The following is a 15,643-nucleotide window of genomic DNA, read 5'->3' on the forward strand; positions in this document are numbered from 1 at the left end:
TCCTGCCCGTTTCGCGTTCCGGGGTGGCGCATTTTCCTGTCCCGATCCGCGGCCGGGGTGCCGGATTTGTGGGAAGCGGCCGATACCCCCTTGTCTTGGCCCGCGCGCGTTGTTACAGGAAACGCGTCGTGAGCCTGTAGCTCAGTTGGTAGAGCAACTGACTTTTAATCAGTAGGTCCAGGGTTCGAGCCCCTGCGGGCTCACCACTCCCTCCTTTTCGAAGCACCGTCGGCCAGAGCGTGCGTGCCGCACCGCCCTGGCGCGTGGTCGCTGCTGTTTTCCTGTGTTTTCCGCTGTTTATCGCTCCGGTAGCGATCTGACGTTGCCTGCAACCGATTTAACTATTTATAATCGTCGCCCGTCTACAATGGCTCTCGTGGAGGAGAGCGAGCCGTTGGTGGCGGGAGGATCGACAGGAGCCGGGCCAGACCCGTCTTGCGTCTCCAGATGCCAGTGCGTGCCCGTCGCAACGCGGCGAACATGCCGACCTTTCGGACGGAATTGGAGCCGGCAATGACCGACGGATCGGACGGAAATACGCCGAGCGGCGCGGAGTTCGAGTTCCTCAAGGGACACATCGCCGCGACCATGGCGCTGATTCACGGGCTGATCGCGCAGGGCGCGCTCGACCGGCTGGCGCTCGATGATTTCTTCACCGACTATCTCAGCCAGCTTCCGCATACGCGCGAGACACTGGCGTTGCGGCTTGTGATCGATCAGTGGCGTCAGGGGTTGCGCGAGGGGCAGGACGAGGCCGTTCTGCGTCGGCATTTCCTTGAGGTCATCCAGGGCGGACGCAAGCCGGAGTGACGGTCGGCTGACGCCCGACTGACGGCGTCGCCCTCAATTCGATGTCGCAGTCGCTCTTGCCACAACGCTCAGCCACGCCCTCCGCGCCATGACAGGCCCATACGTTCCGCCAGGCCGGTGAGCGATCCCTCGATCAGCCATTGCAGTCCCAGGCGGCTGCCGAGCGCGATTGCAGCGATGGTCACCGGTGCGGAGACAGAGAGCGTCGAGGCGGCGGTGAGGCCCTGGCCGACCGTGCAGCCGAAGGCGAGAATGCCCCCCGTTCCCATCAGGAAGGCGCCGACCATATGGCGGCGCAGCTCACGCACGTCGTCGCAGGCCTCCCAGCGGAATTCACGCCGGATCTGTGCGCCGGCGAAAGCGCCGGCGACAACGCCGAAGACCGAGCCGATGCCGAAATCGAGCGTCGCCCCGGAGAAGGTCATCAGATAGACAAGGGTCTCGCCAAGCGGGCGGACGAAGGTGAAGGAGACGGGGCGCTGCGGGGCAAAGGGATCAGCCCCCAGAACGCAGGTCGCAAGCCATCCGCCGGTGATCGCAAGACCGACCGCAAGTCCGCTCATCCAATAGCGTTTCCGGCCCAGGACGGCGCCGCCGCGCAGGGCCCAGACCGCCAGCGCCGCGGCAATCAGAAGTCCGATGACGGGGCCGGTGTCGATGCCCAGCAGCTGGTCGACGATGTCGTCGAGGGCGGGGCCGGTTTCGCGCGCGACCGTGAGCGGCTCGACGAATCGCAGCCGCAGCATTCCGGTGATTCCGCCCATCGCCATATAGGCGGAAATGCCCATCACCAAAAAGCTGACCAGGGCGCGCAGGTCACCGCCGCCGATGCGTGCCAGCGTGCCGAAACCGCAGGTTCCGACCAGTGCCATGCCGATGCCGAACATCAGTCCGCCGAGGATGGCGCCGAACCAGGGAAAGCCGCGCGACAGATAGATCGAGTTGCGGAGGTCAAGGATGCCGGCGTGGGCGAGAACCTGGGTAAGGGCGAGGGCAACCGCGATGGCGAGCGCCCAGCTCTTGAGACGGCGCGTGTCGTGCCCGAGGAAAGCGTCCTCCAGCGCGCCCATCGCGCAGAAGCGGCCGGCGCGGGCGGCAAGCCCGAGGACAGCGCCGCCGGCAAAGCCGCAGGCCGCCATCACCTGTGGTGTCGTGAAATCCATCGCCGCGCCTCCCCACGCAACACCGGATACGGTCAGGCCATTGATTTGTATGAGTTCTGTTGGCCTTCTCGCATCAATCCCTGCAGAAAACGTCGTAGACGGTCTCGATCACCTTGCGGGCGTCCTCGTTGGCGAGGCTGTAGTATACCGTCTTTCCCTCGCGCCGCGTGGTCACGAGCTTGTCCATGCGCAGGCGTGCGAGCTGCTGCGAAACGGTCGGCTGGCGAAGCGACAGGAGCGCCTCAAGCTCGGTGACCGATTTCTCGCCCTCGGAGAGGATACACAGGATCAGCAGCCGGCTTTCATGGGCGATCGCCTTGAGGAAATCGCTCGCCTTGCGGGCGTTGTCGATGATCTTGTCGAGTTCGGAGGAGCATTCCAGATCCTCCACGCGCGGAAGTGCCACGCAGTTCTCCTTCATTCGATCAATGGCCTCGGGAGGCCTGAAACCTTGTCTGAACAAGGTCTTGGGCGTATTCGCTCAAGATCTGATTCCGCTTGCCGGGCTAGCCTGCCGGAGCCGCGCCGGCCGGCTTTCGTGCCTGAAACCGCGCGACCATCTCGCCGAGCAGGCCCCAGAAGAAATCCTCTCCCGGATACCCGCGGATCCGCCCGTATTCGACCCCTTCATGCACCAGCGCGAAGCTGGGCGTGAAGCGCTCGCCGCGCATCCAGGCGAGATCTTCCGGCATTGGCGCGTGAATGTCGACGCGGCGAAGCGGCGCAAGGTGCCCTTCGTCGGACTTCGGATAGATCGGTCCGATCTCGGCGTTCCAGCGCGCGCACCATTCGCAGCCGCGCTGTTCGAACATGATCAGTTCGGCAGCCGTCGCGGCGCCAATTCGCGGCAATTCCAGCAAGATCAGAGCCAGAATTACGAAAATCTGTCGTGTTCTCGTCACGGGTGTCCATCGCTCGCGCAAAGTTGAGGCGGGTTCGTGTTCCCGCTTGCTTATAACAGGGTACGCGATTCATATGCAAAAGTCAGAATACGAAATGGCGACTCGCTGTCACATTGTCGCGGGGTGCCGGACATGCGAGGACGCTGCGGGCGCGCCGGCTGGAATGAGATCTTCCGGTTGCCGACGCACCGGACGCCGTCCGTGAAACAGGAGCGCATGAATGTTTGACGACGTGACCATCGCCGGCGCCTTTCTGGCCGGGCTCCTGTCCTTCGTGTCGCCCTGTGTACTGCCGCTGGTGCCCCCCTATCTTGGCTTCCTGGCCGGCGTCTCGCTGGACGAACTGACCGGGGAGGGCGAGAAGAAGGCCGATCCGCGCCGCATTTTCTTCGCCTCGCTGGCCTTCGTCCTCGGCTTCTCGACCGTCTTCGTCGCCCTGGGAGCGAGCGCCTCCTTCATCGGCCAGTTCGTGACCCAGCACATGCAGGTGCTGGGCTACATCGCCGGCGTGGCGATCATCGCCATGGGGCTGCACTTCCTCGGCGTCTTTCGCATCGCGTTTCTCTACCGGGAGGCCCGCGTTCAGGTGGACCGCAAGCCCGCCGGCCTGATCGGCGCCTATGTGATCGGCCTTGCCTTTGCCTTCGGCTGGACACCCTGCGTCGGTCCGATCCTGGCTTCGATCCTGTTCGTCGCCGGCAGCGAGGCCTCGGTGCTGCACGGCGCGGTGCTGCTGGCCGCCTATGCGCTGGGAATCGGTGTGCCGTTTCTGGTCGCCAGTCTTTTCGCCGGTCCGTTCATGCGCTTCATGGGGCGCTTCCGTCGGCACATGTCGACAGTGGAGAAGGTGATGGGCGTGTTCCTGATTCTCACCGGTCTCGCTTTCATGACCGGTCAGATGGCGCGTGTCTCGTTCTGGCTTCTTGATACCTTTCCGGCACTTGCCGTCATCGGCTGAGCGGCCGCAGCCCGTTTTCGCGGCGGCGAGGAGACGCGCGCGCCGACGCATGTTCATATCCGATGACGCATTCTCATAATTGAATATGTGAATTGATCGCCCTTCGCATTGCTGCTAGGCTTCCCTCATGCCGTGGCACAACGGCGGGAGAGAGAGATAATGACCGGTTCAACCGGCAGAGGGAAGGAACAACGCCTATGAGCCTCATTCGTCGGGGTATGGGGATCGCCTGCGCGCTTGTACTCAGCGCTGCCGCGGCCTCCGCCGAAGAGCTGGTCTCCTATGACATCGTCGACGGAACGATCCCGAAGTCGCTGACCGGCGTGGCGGGTGATCCGGATGCCGGGCGCGCGGCGATGATCGACCGCAAGCTCGGCAACTGCATCGCCTGCCATACGGCGGAAGCGCTGGCGGACCAGCCGTTCCACGGCGATGTCGGGCCTCCGCTCGACGGCGTCGCCGACCGCTGGGACCAGGCGGCGCTGCGGCTGATCATCGTCAACGCCAAGAACGTCTACGACGGCACGATCATGCCGGCCTTCTACCGCAACGAAGGCTTCGTCCGCGTGGGGTCGGAGTTCAAGGGCAAGTCGATCCTGACCGCGCAACAGGTCGAGGACGTGGTCGCCTATCTGATGACGCTGAAGGACTGACGTCCGGCGCGCCGGAGCGGCCATCCGCTTCGGGCAAACCCGTGAGGAAACGCAAATGACATTGACACGACGCCAGGCACTCGCGCTGGGTGCCGGAGCCGCAGTGCTGACCGTCGCCGGACTTCCGGCGTTCGCCTTGGCGGACGATGCCAAGGTGCAGGCGGCGATCGACGCCTTTACCGGCGGCACGGCCCCCGAGGAGGGAACGGTCTCGCTGACGGCCCCCGAGATCGCCGAGAACGGCAATACGGTCCCGGTCGGCGTGAGCGTCGACAGCCCGATGACCGATGAGGACCATGTCACGGACGTGATCCTGCTCGCCGCCGGCAACCCGGCTCCGGGCGTCGCCACGTTCCACTTCACGCCGATGTCGGGCGCGGCCGAGGCCACCACCCGCATGCGGCTCGCCAAGACGCAGGACGTGATCGCGCTGGCGAAGACGTCGACTGGCAAGGTCTATGTGGATCGCAAGACGGTCAAGGTGACGATCGGCGGCTGCGGCGGCTGAGCGCTGCCCCTGCTTTCGTGAAATTCAACGCTGCAAGGAGCGTGACATGGCGAATTCCAAGCCCCGCGTGAAGGTGCCCAAGAAGGCATCGAAGGACGAGGTTATCCAGATCAAGACGCTGATCTCGCACAAGATGGAGTCGGGCCAGCGCAAGGACGCCGACGGCAAGATCATCCCGCGCCAGATCATCAACAAGTTCACCTGCGAGTTCAACGGCAAGCCCGTGTTCTCGTGCGATCTCGATCCGGCGATCTCGGCCAACCCCTATCTGGAGTTCAACGCGAAGGTGCCGGAGAGCGGCACGTTCAAGTTCACCTGGGTGGATGACGACGGATCGATCTACGAGACGGAATCGAAGATCGCCGTCGAGTGATTGCAAGACGGCCGGTGTCGGGAGCACCGGCCGTGCCCGCCTCGGGCAGGCGGGCAGAAGGCCGAAGAGCAACAAGACGAGCCAGAGACCGGTTCGCGCTGGAGGGAAAGCCACATGAGGAAGCTTCCGGGGATCATCCTGGCGGGATGCGCGAGCGCCGCCATGATCGCGGCCGGTCCTGCCATGGCCGAGGACGCGGCGATGCCGGAGATCGATGGCGTCACCATCGTCACGCGGGCGAAGGCGCCGGAGGGGCACCCGCTCGATGAAGTCGTTTCCGGATTCGAGTTCCGGACCGAGGAGACCAAGGAACTCGAACTCGATGACTTCACCAATCCAGGTTTCCTGATGGTCGAGGTCGGTGAGGGCGAATGGTCCAATGTCGACGGCACGGCGGGAAAATCCTGCCAGAGCTGTCACGATGACGCTTCGGAAAGCATGAAGGGCGTGCGCGCCGCCATGCCGAAGTGGAGCGACGCCGCGGGCAAGCCGCTCACCCTCGAGCAGACGATCAATGCCTGCCGCACCGAGCGCATGGGCGCCGAGGCCTGGAAGTGGGAATCGGACAAGATGCTCGGCATGACGGCCTATGTGGGCCTGCAGTCGCGCGGCATGCCGGTGCAGCTCGACCTGGCCGCCGGCGACATGCAGAGCTGGTGGGATCGCGGCAAGGAACTCTATTACACCCGCACCGGCCAGCTCGATCTGGCCTGTTCCAACTGCCACGAAGACAACAACGGCAAGTACATCCGCGCCGACCACCTGAGCCAGGGTCAGTCGAATGGCTTCCCGACCTATCGGCTCAAGTGGCAGAAGCTCGGCTCGCTGCACCGCCGCCTGAAGGGCTGTATCAAGGACACGCGCGCCAAGCCCTATGACGTCGGCTCTGACGAACTGGTGGCGCTGGAGACCTATCTCGCCTGGCGCGGCACGGGGCTTTCGGTGGAAACGCCCGCGGTGCGCAACTGACGCGCTGACCGGACCGGGCTCAAGCCCGGGCCGGTCGCTTCAGGGTCGAACGATCCGTCAGGGCCCTTGCCGCTGCCGGCGCGCGGCCCGAGGGAAGGCGTCCCGCCTTCGACCGCACAAGATCAACCCGGCAAGACCGGTCGGGCGTCCTCGCGACGCAACGGCCTTGCCTTGCCCGAACCGCAACGCCCGGGCTCGCGTGCCGCGAGCCACACCCGCTCCCGACGGGTGCCTCGAACGATGGGCGCCTCGAACGACAGAAAATCGGCGACCCAGCCCGCAACGGGCCTGGCGGAGCGGACCAGAAGACCGGAAAGACGACGATGATCTCGAGACGCGAATTCCTGATGGCCGCGGTTGCCACCGGCGCCCTGACCGCCGGGTCGGGCTTTGGCAACTGGGCCCGGCTTGCGGCGCAGCAGGCGCTTTCCCAGGACGACATTCTCGGCTTCCGCCCGCTTGGCAATGTCACGCTGGTGCATCTGACCGATATCCACGCCCAGCTCATGCCGATCTGGTTCCGCGAACCCTCCACCAATCTCGGTGTCGGCGAGGTCAAGGGACTGCCGCCGCATGTGACCGGCGACGACTTCCTCAAGCTCTACAACCTCAAGCCCGGCTCGCCGGAAGCCTATGCGCTGACCTCGACCGACTTCGACGCGCTGTCGCGGGCCTATGGCCGCATGGGCGGCGTCGACCGGATCGCCACGGTGCTCAAGTCGATCCGCGCCGAGCGCGAGGCCAACACGCTGTTCCTCGACGGCGGCGACACGTGGCAGGGCAGCTATACCTCGCTCAAGACCGGTGGCGAGGACATGATCAAGGTGATGAACGCGCTGGCGCCGGATGCGATGACCGGCCACTGGGAGTTCACCTATGGCGCCGACCGGGTGAAGGAACTGGTCGATGCCTTGCCCTATCCCTTCCTTGGCGGCAACGTGCGCGACACCGAGTGGGACGAGGCGGTCTTCGAGGCCTACCGGCTCTACGAACGCGGCGGCGTGCGCATCGCCGTCATCGGCCAGGCCTTTCCCTACACGCCGGTTGCCAATCCGCGCTGGATGATCCCGACCTGGTCCTTCGGCATTCGCGAGGAGGACGTGCAGGCTAATGTGGACGCGGCGCGCGAAGAGGGGGCCGATGTGGTGGTTCTGCTCTCCCACAACGGCTTCGACGTGGACCGCAAGCTGGCGTCGCGGGTGACCGGCATCGACGTCATCCTGACCGGTCACACCCATGACGCGCTGCCCGAGCCCGTGCTGGTCGGCAAGACGCTGCTGGTTGCCTCCGGCTCCAACGGCAAGTTCCTTTCCCGCCTCGATCTGGATGTGCGGGATGGAGAGGTGAAGGATTACCGCTACAAGCTGATCCCGATCTTTTCCGACGTGATCGCACCGGACGCGGAGATTTCCGCGCTGGTGGAGAAGGTGCGCGCGCCCTATGCGGACGAACTCGCCCGCGAGCTGGCCACCACCGACACGCTGCTTTACCGGCGCGGCAATTTCAACGGAACCTTCGACGACCTGATCTGCGAGGCGCTGCTGGAGCAGCGCGAGGCCGAGATCGCCCTGTCGCCGGGATTCCGCTGGGGCACCAGCGTGCCCTCGGGCGAGGCGATCCGGGTGGAGGACCTGCACAACGCGGTCTCCATGACCTATCCGGCCGTCTACCGCAACGAGATGACCGGCGCGACGCTGAAGGACATCCTCGAGGATGTGGCCGACAATCTCTTCAACGCCGACCCCTACTACCAGCAGGGTGGCGACATGGTGCGCGTCGGCGGCATGGGCTATGCGATCGACCCGACCAGGGAGATCGGCAGCCGCATCTCGGACATGACGCTGCTGGCCGACGGCACCCCCATCGACGCCTCGCGCAGCTATGTCGTCGCCGGCTGGGCCAGCGTCAATGAAGGCACCGAGGGGCCGGCGATCTGGGATGTGGTCGAGGCCCATCTCAAGGATCGCAGCACCGTCACGCTCGAACCCAACAGGTCGGTGAAGGTCACCGGTATCTGAAATCCGCGCCCGAAGGGGTGCGGATTCCGTCTTTAATGTTCACGTATCTGAAATTGTAAATCTGAAACGCGAGAGCCGGAGTGGAACATGTCCAGATCGCGAAATTCCGGGGAGACGCCCGCCGATCCGTCGCGCCGCCTGCTGCTGAAGGCGGGGCTTGCCGCCGGCGGGCTGGCGGCAACGGGCGGCATCGCCCGGGCGAATGAGGCCAACCCCGACAATCTTCCGCCGAATGTGGCCGACTGGAGCCGTTATCTCGGCGCCGGCGTCGACGCGGCGCCTTACGGTGTGCCTTCCGAGCACGAGGCGCATGTGGTGCGCCGCAGCGTCGAATGGCTGACGGCCTCGCGCGAGAGCTCGGTGAACTTCACGCCGCTGCACGAGCTCGATGGCATCCTCACGCCGAACGGCCTGTGCTTCGAGCGCCATCATGGCGGCGTCGCCGACATGAATCCGACCGACTATCGGTTGATGATCAACGGCCTGGTCGACACGCCGCTGATCTTCACGCTGGAGGACCTGAAGCGCTTCCCGCGCGAAAACCGCATCTACTTCCTGGAATGCGCGGCGAACTCGGGCATGGAATGGCGCGGCGCCCAGCTCAACGGCTGCCAGTTCACCCACGGCATGGTCCATTGCGTGATGTATACCGGCGTGCCGCTGCGCTATCTGCTGGAGGAGGCGGGGCTGAAGACCAATGCCCGCTGGATCATGCCGGAGGGCGGCGATTCCTCCGCCATGAACCGCTCGATCCCGATGGAAAAGGCGCTCGATGACTGCATGGTCGCCTTCAAGATGAACGGCGAGGCGCTGCGGCCCGAGCAGGGCTATCCCGCCCGCCTCGTGGTGCCTGGCTGGGAAGGCAACATGTGGGTGAAGTGGCTGCGCCGCATCGAGGTGGGCGACGAGCCGTGGCATGCCCGCGAGGAGACCTCCAAGTACACCGACCTGATGGCCGACGGCCGGGCGCGCCGCTTCACCTGGCTGATGGACGCCAAGTCGGTGATCACCAGTCCGAGCCCGCAGGCGCCCATCGTCCATGGCAAGGGCCAGACGGTGCTCACCGGTCTGGCCTGGTCGGGGCGCGGCAGCATCACCCGCGTCGATGTCACGCTCGATGGCGGCAAGAACTGGCATCGCGCACGCATCGACGGACCGAGCCTGCCCAAGGCGCTGCACCGCTTCTATCTCGAGTTCGACTGGGACGGATCCGACCTGCTGCTGCAGTCGCGCGCCTATGATGACACCGGCTATGTGCAGCCGACCAAGAACGAGCTGCGCGCGGTGCGTGGAACCAACTCGATCTACCACAACAACGGCATCCAGACCTGGCATGTGGCGGAGAACGGGAGTGTTGAAAATGTCGAGATTTCGTAAGGCATTCGCCGCCTCGGCGCTGACGCTGGCGGTTGCCGCCGCCGGGCCGGTCGCGGCCGGAAAGCTCGGCCTCGGCACCAGGGCGAGCGAGGCGGAGATCGCCGGCTGGGACATTGATGTGCGCCCCGACGGCCAGGGGTTGCCGGAGGGCCGCGGCACGGTGAGCGAGGGCGATGCGCTCTTCGCCGAGCGTTGCGCGGCCTGCCACGGCGACTTCGCGGAAGGAGCAGGGCGCTGGCCGGTGCTGGCGGGCGGACAGGGGACGCTGAAGAGCGACAACCCGGTCAAGACCATCGGCTCCTACTGGCCGTATCTCTCCACGGTCTACGACTACATCCACCGCGCCATGCCCTTTGGCGATGCCCAGAGCCTGACACCGGACGAGACCTACGCCATCGTCGCCTATCTGCTCTACATGAATGACGTGGTGACGGATGAGGAGTTCGAGCTGTCGAAGGAGAACTTCTCCACGATCCGCATGCCGAACGAGGGTGGCTTCACCGACGACGACCGGCCCGACACACCGCTGGCGACGAAGGCCGAGCCCTGCATGAGCGACTGCAAGGCGGAGGTGAAGATCACCAAGCGCGCGCGCATCATCGACGTGACGCCGGACGCCGGCGACGACGAGACGGCTGGCGTCAACGTCGATTGACGCAGATGTTTCACGGCGCGCCTTGGAAACAAATTAGCCGGTAAAGTTCTATCGGCTGCTTTTGAAAGCCTTCAGGCCGGCGGTGTATCACCGCCGGCCTTTTTGCATGGATTTCAATCCGCTCCAGCCTGCTGTGCACGCTTGTCACGCGCCGGGATTTCCGGCAGAAGCGCGCGCATCCGATCAATCAAGCGGCGCGGAGCGGTGGCCAGGATCAGGCCCGCCATGATGAATGCGAAGCCGGCAAAGTGATAGAGGTGCAGCTCCTCGCCGAGGAAGACGACCGACATCAGCACGCCATAGGGCGGCAGCAGGTACATGAAGAGCCCGGTGGTTGAGGGGCCGACGACCTTCACTCCGTACTGGAACGTCGAGAAGGCGAGGACCGAGGCGCCGAGCGCGAGGCCGAGGATGGAGATCCAGGCATCGGCGTGAACCGGGAAACGGCCGGTTTCGGCGATCTCGACGACCGTGAAGGGCAGCAGCGTCAGCGCGCCGGCGGCGGCGAGCGTGGCAAAGAGCGACAGCGTCGGCACTTCGGCGAAGGCCGGCCGCTTCAACAGCACCGAATAGCCCGCCCAGGCCATGGCGGCGAGCGCCATCAGCACATCGCCTGCGTTGAGCTCGAGCGCCAGCAGCGTCGCCAGGGAGCCCTTGACCACGATCAGCACCACCCCGGCGATGGCGAGCAGGATGCCGAGCCCTTCGCGCGTGCCGATTCTCCGCCCCCGGAACAGCCATTCCAGCAGTAGGATGAGAACCGGCGAAGACGTGTAGATCAGCGTCGCATTGGAGGCCGTCGTGTAGTTCAGTGCGAAATAGACGCCGGCCCCGCAGATCCACATGCCGAGAATGCCCATGATCCCGAGCGTCGTCCACTCGCGCTGGAGCGTCTTGCGGTGGGCGCGCATGCCGGCGAGCGCGAAGGGCAGCAGCATCGCGAAGGCGAGGATCCAGCGCAGGAACGCCAGCGTCCAGGGCTCCACCGTGGAGATGGCGGCGCGGCCGATGACCAGGTTGGAAGAGAAGAAGACCGGCATGACGATAAGCAGGGCATAGGCCCTGTGCCGAGGGTCCTTGAGGTCGATCATGCTGTCCTGACGGTTTGCACGAGAAGGAGAGGACGCGGCGCGCGCGTCGGGAGAGCGCAGACGCTAACGGTTTTCGGGGAGGCTTTAAAGACCACCGCGCGAGAGGCGGCATGCGCTCAGCGCACGGCTGCGAGGCTCTCCGGTCTCGGATCGGCAACGGGGCGGCAGGGGAGATCGGGCGCGGCGAGGAAGGCGCAGGCGGTCGCGGCGTCGGCGGCATTGGGGAAGGGGCCGGCGAGCAGACGGGCGCCGCCGGTTTCCGTCTCGACCAGACGATGGGCCAGCTCGCCCGGGATCTTCGTCGCGCCGGAGATCAGCTTCTTCCAGGCCGCATCCGCATCGGCGGCGCTGTCGAAACGGCCAAGCTCGATGGCGAAATCCGTGCGGGCGATGCGCCCGCTCTCGGCGCCGGAAATGCGGCCGGCGGCGCGTCCGACCGTCAGCGCCGGGGCCGGACCGGCCACCGGCAAGACTGCGGCGGCGTCTGTCGCGGTCGCGACCGGCTTTTCAAGCGGGCGGGGAATCGAGCCGACCGCGTCCGACCCGGAAGCTCCGGGCAGCGCGACGATGCGCACCGGCTTGCGCATGGTCTCCGGCAGCGCCTTTTCAACGAGGCGGGTGTCCTTCTCCGGCGCGGGGCGTGACATTTCCGTCGCTTCGGGATTTTCGTGGACAAAGCGGAACGCGGTGGTGTCGCCGTCTCCCGTGGGCCCGTCGGCGTCGATGCGCCGGGCGTTTCTTTCGGCGCGCGGCGCCGGGATCGTCTCGACCGGCGTCGGGCTGCCGACGGCCGCCACCACGGCGCGGTCGAGCCTGTCCTGAAAGTTTTCCTGAACCGGCTCCGCCGTGGTGGCGGACGCCTTGGCGTCGCGGGCGATGGATCCTGTGGTGGCGGGTCCGTCGGTGCTGCCTGGATGGGGCGAGGCGCGATCGGCAACCGCCTTGCCGGCGCTGGTCGTCGTCCGGTCGGCATCGGCCGTCGGGGAGGGGACCTTGCTCGCAGGCTTTGCCGAGACGGCGGCGGCCTTCGCGGCGGTCTCTTTCGCGGGCTCCTTGATCTGCGAGCGCTTTTCCGGCGTCTTGCCGTCGCCGGTGCGCGCCTTGTCACCCTCGCGCGGGATCTTGTCACCTTCGCGCGGGATGTCAGGGAAGCGCGCGCCCTCGCGCAGCACCGCCATCGTGCGGCGCAGTTCGGCGACCTCCCGGCGCAGGGCATCGACCTCCGCAGTCAGTCGGCGGCGCGCCTGCTCGCCCTCGACCCCACCGGAGGAGGGATAGACCTCGATGCGTGTGCCGTCGGCGGACCTGCGGCCGATCGAGGCGGTTGACGTGACATCGCCTGGCGGCGGCAGCAGCACGGCGGCCGTGCGCGTGCCCTCGCGGCGGTGCTCGATGTTCTGGCCGAAGTACAGGGAGGACAGACCGATGACGGCCGACAACGCGGCCGCGGAGCCCCACAGGGCCACCCAGCCGGCATCGCTTCTACCGCCCTTGCGCGGAGAGTTGTCGTCGCCGTGGTCTTGCCGTTTCACGAAAACCCGCCCCGGGCCTGATCCAAGTCGAACCTAGAAGAGGCTCAACAAGGTTAACAAGCCTTAAATCCGGCGGCATGGGGGTGCGAAAGTCGCCTCGCGTTGCGCTCTTGCCGCATCCCGCCGCGGCGTTGCCTCTTTCTTTGCAATTGGCTGTCACGAAGTGAAACAGGTTTTGATTGTGCGTCGGCCCGCCGTCTTCGCTATGGCTGTCCGCGAAGGTTGAGTTGTGGCGCGACGGGCGCCCGAACGCGGAGACGAACATTCATGTGCGGAATTGTCGGCATTCTGGGGAAGGGCGCTGTTGCGGGGCAGATCGTCGATGCGCTGAAGCGTCTCGAATACCGGGGGTATGATTCGGCCGGCGTCGCCACCTTGTGCGACGGCAAGCTGGCGCGGTGCCGTGCGCCGGGCAAGCTGCGCAACCTGCAGGAAAAGCTCGAGCGGGCGCCACTGGCCGGTGAGGCCGGCATCGGTCACACCCGCTGGGCGACCCATGGCGCGGCGACGGAGGCCAATGCCCATCCGCATTCCGCCCCCGGCGTTTCCGTCGTGCACAACGGCATTATCGAGAATTACCTGTCCCTGCGCGGCGCCCTCCTGTCCGCCGGCGCGGTGCTTTCCAGCGACACCGACACGGAGGTGGTCGCCCATCTGGTTTCGCGCGAGATCGCCGCCGGCTCCAGCCCGCAGCAGGCCGTCGCCGCCGTGCTGCCGCGCCTGCAGGGCGCTTTCGCGCTCGCCTTCCTCTTCGAAGACCATCCCGATCTGCTGATCGGCGCGCGGCGCGGCTCGCCGCTTGCCATCGGCCACGGAGATGGCGAGATGTTCCTGGGCTCCGACGCCATCGCTCTGTCGCCCTTCACCGACCGCATCACCTATCTGGAAGAAGGCGACTGGGTCGTGCTGACGCGCGCCGGGGCAACGATCCGCGATGCCTCCGACGCCGTGGTCGAGCGCCCGATGGTTTCCTCGCAGGCCGTGTCGCTTGCGGTCGACAAGGGCAACTACCGCCACTTCATGGCCAAGGAGATCCATGAGCAGCCGGAAGTCATCGGTCACACGTTGTCACGCTACCTCGACCTGACGAAGATGGAGACCGTGCTGGAAGGGGCGGGCACTCTCGATTTCACCGGAATCAACCGGCTGATCATCTCCGCCTGCGGCACGGCCTATTACGCCGGCCTCGTCGCCAAATACTGGTTCGAGAAGGTGGCACGCCTGCCGGTCGACATCGATGTCGCCTCGGAATTCCGTTACCGCGAGGCACCTGTCGGGCCGGGCGATCTGGCGCTCTTCGTCTCCCAGTCGGGCGAGACCGCCGACACGCTCGCCTCGCTGCGCTACTGCAAGGCCAATGGCGTCACCACGGCAGCCATCGTCAATGTGCCCGAATCGACCATCGCCCGCGAGGCGGACCTCATCTTTCCGACCATCGCCGGGCGCGAGATCGGCGTCGCCTCGACCAAGGCCTTCACCTGTCAGCTCGCCGTGCTTGCCTCGCTGGCGATCCATGCCGGCCGCCAGCGAGGCACGATCGACGCCGCCGAAGCCTTCCGTCTGGTGCGTCAGCTCGCGGAAGTGCCGGCCGCGCTGAACCGGGCGCTGGCCTGCGAGGCGGAGGTCGAGCAGCTCGCCCAGCCGCTGTCGCGCGCCCGCGACGTGCTCTACCTCGGACGCGGAACCAGCTTCGCGCTGGCCATGGAAGGGGCGCTGAAGCTCAAGGAGATCTCCTACATCCACGCCGAGGGCTATGCGGCGGGCGAGCTGAAGCACGGGCCCATCGCGCTAATCGACGAGGACGTGCCTGTGGTCGTCATCGCGCCCTTCGACGCGGTGTTCGAGAAGACCGTGTCGAACATGGAAGAAGTCGCCGCGCGCGGCGGCAAGGTGGTGCTCATCACCGACGAGAAGGGCCGCGAAGCCTGCGGCGCGCCGACCTGGAAGACCATCGTGCTGCCAGACGCGCCCGATTTCACGGCACCGATCATCTTTGCCCTGCCGGTGCAGCTGCTCGCCTATCACACGGCCGTCTTCATGGGCACCGACGTGGACCAGCCGCGCAACCTGGCGAAATCCGTCACCGTGGAGTGACGGGCGGGGAACCGATTGGGCTCCCGCATGTCCGAGGTGACGGCGGTGCGGGGGCCGCGGCCGGCGATGTGGGCGGTGACGGCGATGCAGGCGAGCACTGTGCAGTCGCACGGTGGGCTGCGGCGCGGTGGGCGGCGGCCGATCTCACAGACGTCATCCCGGGCTTGACCCGGGACCCACTCCACTTTGTGGCGATCGAGGCGGCGGCTGGTCTGCCCGGGGCGTTCCGCAGGTTCCGGAGCCCGTACTGCGGGCGATGCGGGAACCAATAGGCCCCGGGTCAAGCCCGGGGTGACGGTGGTGCGGGCGCGCGGCCGGCGATGCGATGGCCGGCGATGCGGGGGGCAGCGATGAGGACGGTGGCCGGCGATGTGGCGGTCGGCGATGTGGACGGTGACGGCGATGCGGGCGAGCCGTGTGCGGTCGCATGGGGGGCTGCGGTGCGGTGGGCGGCGGCAGATCTCACAGACGTCATCCCGGGCTTGATCCGGGACCCAATCCAATTTGTTGCGGGCGATGCAGCGGCTGGTTCGCCCGGTG

General features: G+C 66.2%; 15 protein-coding genes and 1 tRNA gene. 11 read left to right on the plus strand and 5 right to left on the minus strand.

Going from position 1 to position 15,643, the window contains the following annotated elements:
* Positions 1-130: 130 nt before the first annotated feature.
* Both ACN0WF_RS12940 and ACN0WF_RS12945 read left to right on the plus strand, forming a co-directional pair.
* A tRNA-Lys gene (locus ACN0WF_RS12940) sits at positions 131-206 on the plus strand.
* Positions 207-513: 307 nt separating this feature from the next.
* Positions 514-810 (plus strand): hypothetical protein, encoded by a 297-nt coding sequence (locus ACN0WF_RS12945; RefSeq protein ID WP_417773242.1) that lies wholly within the window; start codon positions 514-516, stop codon positions 808-810.
* 68 nt (positions 811-878) lie between these two features.
* On the opposite strand, the gene ACN0WF_RS12950 is transcribed toward ACN0WF_RS12945, so the two are convergent.
* From ACN0WF_RS12950 to ACN0WF_RS12960, 3 genes are all read right to left on the minus strand, one after another.
* Positions 879-1,973, minus strand: a complete 1,095-nt coding sequence (locus tag ACN0WF_RS12950) for a YeeE/YedE family protein (RefSeq protein ID WP_417773243.1) — start codon at positions 1,971-1,973, stop codon at positions 879-881.
* Between the two features lie 73 nt (positions 1,974-2,046).
* The gene (locus ACN0WF_RS12955) at positions 2,047-2,379 is read right to left on the minus strand and encodes an ArsR/SmtB family transcription factor (RefSeq protein WP_417773244.1); all 333 of its coding nucleotides are present in this window, start codon (positions 2,377-2,379) and stop codon (positions 2,047-2,049) included.
* A gap of 100 nt (positions 2,380-2,479) precedes the next feature.
* Complete coding sequence (locus ACN0WF_RS12960) at positions 2,480-2,875, minus strand: transcriptional regulator (protein WP_417773245.1); 396 nt, start codon at positions 2,873-2,875, stop codon at positions 2,480-2,482.
* Positions 2,876-3,095: 220 nt separating this feature from the next.
* On the opposite strand from ACN0WF_RS12960, the gene ACN0WF_RS12965 reads away from it, so the two are divergent.
* From ACN0WF_RS12965 to ACN0WF_RS13000, 8 genes are all read left to right on the plus strand, one after another.
* The gene (locus ACN0WF_RS12965) at positions 3,096-3,833 is read left to right on the plus strand and encodes a cytochrome c biogenesis CcdA family protein (protein WP_417773246.1); all 738 of its coding nucleotides are present in this window, start codon (positions 3,096-3,098) and stop codon (positions 3,831-3,833) included.
* Positions 3,834-4,030: 197 nt separating this feature from the next.
* Complete coding sequence (gene soxX, locus ACN0WF_RS12970) at positions 4,031-4,486, plus strand: sulfur oxidation c-type cytochrome SoxX (RefSeq protein WP_417773247.1); 456 nt, start codon at positions 4,031-4,033, stop codon at positions 4,484-4,486.
* 55 nt (positions 4,487-4,541) lie between these two features.
* Entirely contained in the window at positions 4,542-4,994 is a 453-nt protein-coding gene (gene soxY, locus ACN0WF_RS12975) for a thiosulfate oxidation carrier protein SoxY (RefSeq protein ID WP_417773248.1), read from the plus strand.
* 46 nt (positions 4,995-5,040) lie between these two features.
* The gene (gene soxZ, locus ACN0WF_RS12980) at positions 5,041-5,367 is read left to right on the plus strand and encodes a thiosulfate oxidation carrier complex protein SoxZ (protein WP_417773249.1); all 327 of its coding nucleotides are present in this window, start codon (positions 5,041-5,043) and stop codon (positions 5,365-5,367) included.
* Between the two features lie 114 nt (positions 5,368-5,481).
* The gene (gene soxA / locus ACN0WF_RS12985; protein WP_417773250.1) at positions 5,482-6,336 is read left to right on the plus strand and encodes a sulfur oxidation c-type cytochrome SoxA; all 855 of its coding nucleotides are present in this window, start codon (positions 5,482-5,484) and stop codon (positions 6,334-6,336) included.
* 323 nt (positions 6,337-6,659) lie between these two features.
* Positions 6,660-8,354 (plus strand): thiosulfohydrolase SoxB, encoded by a 1,695-nt coding sequence (gene soxB, locus ACN0WF_RS12990; protein WP_417773251.1) that lies wholly within the window; start codon positions 6,660-6,662, stop codon positions 8,352-8,354.
* Positions 8,355-8,441: 87 nt separating this feature from the next.
* Complete coding sequence (soxC, locus tag ACN0WF_RS12995; protein ID WP_417773252.1) at positions 8,442-9,731, plus strand: sulfite dehydrogenase; 1,290 nt, start codon at positions 8,442-8,444, stop codon at positions 9,729-9,731.
* Positions 9,715-10,386, plus strand: coding sequence for a c-type cytochrome (locus tag ACN0WF_RS13000; protein ID WP_417773253.1), 672 nt, complete (start codon positions 9,715-9,717; stop codon positions 10,384-10,386). Before soxC ends, ACN0WF_RS13000 begins: the two co-directional genes overlap by 17 nt.
* Positions 10,387-10,499: 113 nt before the next feature.
* Here ACN0WF_RS13000 and ACN0WF_RS13005 read toward each other — a convergent pair whose 3' ends face one another.
* Positions 10,500-11,477 carry a DMT family transporter gene (locus tag ACN0WF_RS13005; RefSeq protein ID WP_417773254.1) on the minus strand — a complete coding sequence of 326 codons (978 nt, stop codon included), beginning with the start codon at positions 11,475-11,477 and terminating at the stop codon, positions 10,500-10,502.
* Between the two features lie 116 nt (positions 11,478-11,593).
* Positions 11,594-13,009 (minus strand): SPOR domain-containing protein, encoded by a 1,416-nt coding sequence (locus ACN0WF_RS13010; protein WP_417773255.1) that lies wholly within the window; start codon positions 13,007-13,009, stop codon positions 11,594-11,596.
* A gap of 267 nt (positions 13,010-13,276) precedes the next feature.
* Here ACN0WF_RS13010 and glmS point away from each other — a divergent pair, with 267 nt between their 5' ends.
* Positions 13,277-15,103, plus strand: coding sequence for a glutamine--fructose-6-phosphate transaminase (isomerizing) (gene glmS, locus ACN0WF_RS13015; RefSeq protein WP_417773256.1), 1,827 nt, complete (start codon positions 13,277-13,279; stop codon positions 15,101-15,103).
* Positions 15,104-15,643: the final 540 nt, after the last annotated feature.

The sequence above is a fragment of the Stappia sp. genome, from assembly GCF_048268045.1.
GTDB lineage: Bacteria > Pseudomonadota > Alphaproteobacteria > Rhizobiales > Stappiaceae > Stappia.

Excerpts from the sequence above, each read along its gene's own strand:
- ACN0WF_RS12945 (WP_417773242.1), top strand. The coding sequence starts at position 514 with ATGACCGACGGATCGGACGGAAATACGCCGAGCGGCGCGGAGTTCGAG.
- ACN0WF_RS12950 (WP_417773243.1), bottom strand. The coding sequence starts at position 1,973 with ATGGATTTCACGACACCACAGGTGATGGCGGCCTGCGGCTTTGCCGGC.
- ACN0WF_RS12965 (WP_417773246.1), top strand. The coding sequence starts at position 3,096 with ATGTTTGACGACGTGACCATCGCCGGCGCCTTTCTGGCCGGGCTCCTG.
- soxX (WP_417773247.1), top strand. The coding sequence starts at position 4,031 with ATGAGCCTCATTCGTCGGGGTATGGGGATCGCCTGCGCGCTTGTACTC.
- soxY (WP_417773248.1), top strand. The coding sequence starts at position 4,542 with ATGACATTGACACGACGCCAGGCACTCGCGCTGGGTGCCGGAGCCGCA.
- soxZ (WP_417773249.1), top strand. The coding sequence starts at position 5,041 with ATGGCGAATTCCAAGCCCCGCGTGAAGGTGCCCAAGAAGGCATCGAAG.
- soxA (WP_417773250.1), top strand. The coding sequence starts at position 5,482 with ATGAGGAAGCTTCCGGGGATCATCCTGGCGGGATGCGCGAGCGCCGCC.
- soxB (WP_417773251.1), top strand. The coding sequence starts at position 6,660 with ATGATCTCGAGACGCGAATTCCTGATGGCCGCGGTTGCCACCGGCGCC.
- soxC (WP_417773252.1), top strand. The coding sequence starts at position 8,442 with ATGTCCAGATCGCGAAATTCCGGGGAGACGCCCGCCGATCCGTCGCGC.
- ACN0WF_RS13000 (WP_417773253.1), top strand. The coding sequence starts at position 9,715 with ATGTCGAGATTTCGTAAGGCATTCGCCGCCTCGGCGCTGACGCTGGCG.
- ACN0WF_RS13005 (WP_417773254.1), bottom strand. The coding sequence starts at position 11,477 with ATGATCGACCTCAAGGACCCTCGGCACAGGGCCTATGCCCTGCTTATC.
- glmS (WP_417773256.1), top strand. The coding sequence starts at position 13,277 with ATGTGCGGAATTGTCGGCATTCTGGGGAAGGGCGCTGTTGCGGGGCAG.